Origin of the sequence: Devosia sp., from assembly GCF_028290645.1 — a bacterium.
GTDB lineage: Bacteria > Pseudomonadota > Alphaproteobacteria > Rhizobiales > Devosiaceae > Devosia_A.
Genome location: NZ_JAQGJL010000394.1, coordinates 1 through 3,809, shown reverse-complemented (window position 1 = coordinate 3,809; position 3,809 = coordinate 1). Strand labels below are relative to the sequence as shown.

Here is a 3,809-nt window from a genome sequence, read left to right as displayed (position 1 = left end):
GATTGACCATGGCCTCGCGGATCGCGCCGTCGGCGGCCTCGCGCCAGGCCTTGGTCTCGATGAACCGCGCGTAACCTTCGCGGCCGCCATAGCCCTTGCTGCCGCTTTCCTGGCGGTCGCCCTGGCCGGCCACCACCGACACATTGACCCGCACCAGCGGGCGGATGTCGCGATAGCTCTCGCCGTAGGGCCGCAGGATTTCCACCACCTGCCAGGTCGCCATCAGGCTGACCGTTACCTGCCGCACCCGCGGATCCTTGTCGCGGACATAGGCGTCGATCTCCGCCAGCAGTTTTACCTTGGCCTCAAAACCCGGCGCATCCAGCGGATTGTCGTCGCCATAGAGTCGCACATTGGTATGCGGCGGAGCGGCGGCGAAATTGCCGCTATAGCCGCCGCGCACCGCATGCACCGCATCCGCCGCCCGAATCAGCGCCGGCAATGAGACGTCGGAGGAATGCGCGTAACCGACCGCGTCGTCCTTTACGGCGCGCAGCCCGAACCCCTGGGCGGTGTCATAAGTGGCCTGCTTCAGCCGCCCATTGTCGAACATCAGCGCTTCGGATTGGCTGTATTCCAGGAACAGCTCGCCGTCGTCGGCCCCCTCCAGCCCGCGCGTGATCTGATGTCGCACCGCGTCGCGGTCGAGGTTGGCGCGGTCGAGCAGGGAGGTTGTGGGGGTCATGGGGAGTGTTCCGTTGTGGGAGGCTCAAATCCAAGATAGTTGCTTGCCGGCCGTTCCGCGAGGGGTGGAATCGAGCCTGTGGGGGCGGGAATGACGGCTATGCCGGTGGAAATTGTCCCGATTGAGGAAGGCCATATCGAGGGCTTTCACCGGACCCTCGATTTTGTCGCCCGCGAGCGGCGCTATCTGGCGTTGCTCGAGGCCCCGCCGCTGGAGAGTACGCGGGCCTTCGTGCTCGACCACATCAAGCGCGGCCATCCGCAATTTGTCGCGCTGGTGGCGGGCGAAGTGGTGGGCTGGTGCGATGTGACGGCCAAGGATCGGCCGATCCACGCCCATACCGGTGTGCTCGGCATGGGCCTTCTGCCGCCGTTCCGCGGCCAGGGCATCGGGGCTGACCTGATGCAGCGGACGCTCGCCGCGGCAAAAGCGTTTGGGCTTCATCGGGTGGAGCTGACGGTCCGGCAAGACAACGCCAACGCGATGGCGCTGTACCGGAAGATCGGTTTTGCGACGGAGGGCGTGCAGCGGATGCGGTTCAGGTCGATGGCGCGTACGAGGACCTGATCCTGATGGCGGTGCTGTTCTAGCACTTTCCGGTGGCTCCATCCTTCGAGACGCATCGCTATCGCGATGCTCCTCAGGATGAGGTCTCGGACCCTCATGGTGAGGAGCGCGTCTTCGCGCGTCTCGAACCATGAGGCCACGAGGAGCCCTCACGGCAGCTTGTCATATCCCTCGCCAATGCCGTTCAGGCTCAGCGGAAATCCGATGCCCTCTTCCGGGGTCTCGAAGATAATAAACGTCGCGGTCTTGGCGGTGCGGAGCTGGCCGAGCAGCTTGTCGTCCATGACAACTTCAGCGACGCAGCCATTGGGCAGGCAGCGGACAAAACCGGCGCGGCCGACGTCCTGATTGTCGAGTTTCAGGCCGAGGCCCGAGGGCAGCAGCACGCCGAGCGGCGCCACCACGCGCATCAGCTTGCTCTTCTGGTCGGCGGTTTTGAGCACGATCACGGTGAGGCCGGCGTTGGAGCGGTCTTCGGCCACCACGCTCTGGATCAGGGCGCATTGCTCGGCCTGGGCGCCAGGCGGGGTGTCGCAGCGGATCTGCCAGTCGCCGTGGGTCGAGCGCACCGCGCCCTGGGCATGGGCGGCCCCGGACAGAGCCGTGGCCGCCAGCAGCGCCAGCAGACCGGCCAGCCGGCGGAAACCTGCGGCAACGGGCGGCTTGCGGCCCTGGGTGGTGGTGTGCTGGAATTTCGATGGCCCCATCAGGGTCGATCCTTGGTCAATTGGTCCCGGCGTCACGTTCCCGGCAAGGCGGGCGCGTCCGGCTCGCAAAGCACTGAACCGGAAATGACGGCGCTGTGAAGGCGTCCGGCCCGGCAACCGACACCGTAACGGCGAATCACGTAGCAGCGATGCACCGTTCCCTGTGCGTACATCGGGCAGTCAGCCTGTCAAGCGCTGTCGGCCCGGTCAAGAGGCGGTTGAGGGTGATTTGGTGCGGGAATTGCGGGGCCGGCGCAATCCTCGCGATTGCATTCCGGCACAGCCCATTACTGCATTGCGACAGCCCGAGATTTATGGTTTGAGAGGCTTGATTTCGACGCGTTCTAACGAATGGGCACAACGCCTTTTGTTCGGGAGGCGAGCCGAGCGGCATGTCACGGCAATCGGCCGTCATGCACGGGTTTTACATGGGAGCGCGCGCGACATGAAGATGTCGAAGGGCCAGATTGGCCGCCGGTTGCTGGGGTTAGCGGTTGTTGGGACCGGGCTCGCGTTGAGCGGGGCTGCGTTTGCCGAATTGGGCCAGCCCGCGCCCTGGGAATACAAGCTGCAGGAAGCCGCCACGCCGGTGATGGAGAACATCACCTGGTTCCACAACTTCCTGGTCTGGCTGATCACCGCCATCACCCTGTTCGTGCTGGTGTTGCTGGTCATGGTGGCGGTCAAGTTCAATTCCAAGGCCAACCCGGTGCCGTCGAAGACCACCCATAACACTCTGATCGAGGTGGCGTGGACGCTGATTCCGGTGCTCATCCTTGTTGCCGTTGCGGTGCCCTCGTTCCGCCTGCTGTTCCTTGAACTCGATATTCCAAAGGCCGACCTCACCATCAAGGCGACCGGCAAGCAGTGGTACTGGACCTATTCCTATCCCGACAACGGCCCGTTCGAGTTTGACTCGCTGATGGCCGCCGACAAGATGCCGCGCCTGCTCGCCGTCGACAACGAGGTTGTAGTGCCGGTCAACAAGGTGATCCGCGTCCAGACCACCGGCGCCGATGTCATCCACTCCTTCGCGATGCCTGCCTTCGGCATCAAGATCGACGCCGTGCCGGGCCGTCTTAACGAGACCTGGTTCAAGGCCACCAAGCTCGGCATGTTCTACGGCCAGTGTTCGGAACTATGCGGCAAGGACCATGCGTTCATGCCGATCGCGATCCGGGTGGTCAGCGATCAGGAGTTCGCGGCCTGGGTCGAGACCGCCAAGAAGAAGTACGCGACCAACCCGGCGAATTCCTTCGCCTCGGCTGCACCGGCGGCGCAGTGAGACTGGCTTGGTGAGCTTCGGGCTCGCTGCTTAAAGAGACAGGCGACCGGACCGCGAGGTCCACGGGCTGAAAGGCCCAAAGACTGCAAGAGACGACATAGCAGGATTTGAAAATGGCAACGACCGCGGCAACACCAGCTCACGACGATCACGCCCATGATGACCATGCGCATGCTCATCCCACCGGATGGCGGCGTTATGTCTATTCGACGAACCATAAGGACATCGGCACGATGTACCTTATCTTCGCGATCATTGCCGGCATCATCGGCGGCGCGATGTCGATCCTGATCCGCATCGAGCTGATGTATCCGGGCGTCCAGATCTTCCACGAGAGCCATACCTACAACGTGTTCGTCACCTCGCACGGCCTGATCATGATCTTCTTCATGGTGATGCCGGCGATGATCGGGGGCTTCGGCAACTGGATGGTGCCGCTGATGATCGGCGCGCCGGACATGGCGTTCCCGCGCATGAACAACGTGTCGTTCTGGCTGCTCCCCGCCGCCTTCGCGCTGCTGATCATCTCGACCTTCGTGGAAGGCGCGCCCGGCAATAACGGCGT

The 3,809-nt window shown here is 63.6% G+C and carries 5 protein-coding genes; 3 read left to right on the top strand and 2 right to left on the bottom strand.

Annotated elements, in window-relative coordinates:
• The coding region (locus tag JWQ89_RS20980; protein ID WP_299644343.1) for a DNA gyrase modulator at positions 1–685 on the bottom strand (685 nt) is incomplete at its 3' end.
• A gap of 90 nt (positions 686–775) precedes the next feature.
• On the opposite strand from JWQ89_RS20980, the gene JWQ89_RS20975 reads away from it, so the two are divergent.
• Positions 776–1,252 carry a GNAT family N-acetyltransferase gene (locus JWQ89_RS20975; RefSeq protein WP_299644341.1) on the top strand — a complete coding sequence of 159 codons (477 nt, stop codon included), beginning with the start codon at positions 776–778 and terminating at the stop codon, positions 1,250–1,252.
• Between the two features lie 149 nt (positions 1,253–1,401).
• On the opposite strand, the gene JWQ89_RS20970 is transcribed toward JWQ89_RS20975, so the two are convergent.
• Positions 1,402–1,959 carry an invasion associated locus B family protein gene (locus tag JWQ89_RS20970; protein WP_299644339.1) on the bottom strand — a complete coding sequence of 186 codons (558 nt, stop codon included), beginning with the start codon at positions 1,957–1,959 and terminating at the stop codon, positions 1,402–1,404.
• A 445-nt stretch (positions 1,960–2,404) separates the two neighbouring features.
• Here JWQ89_RS20970 and coxB point away from each other — a divergent pair, with 445 nt between their 5' ends.
• Both coxB and JWQ89_RS20960 read left to right on the top strand, forming a co-directional pair.
• Positions 2,405–3,244, top strand: coding sequence for a cytochrome c oxidase subunit II (coxB, locus tag JWQ89_RS20965; protein ID WP_299644336.1), 840 nt, complete (start codon positions 2,405–2,407; stop codon positions 3,242–3,244).
• A 113-nt stretch (positions 3,245–3,357) separates the two neighbouring features.
• A partial coding sequence (locus JWQ89_RS20960) for a cbb3-type cytochrome c oxidase subunit I (RefSeq protein WP_299644334.1) occupies positions 3,358–3,809 on the top strand: 452 nt, incomplete at its 3' end.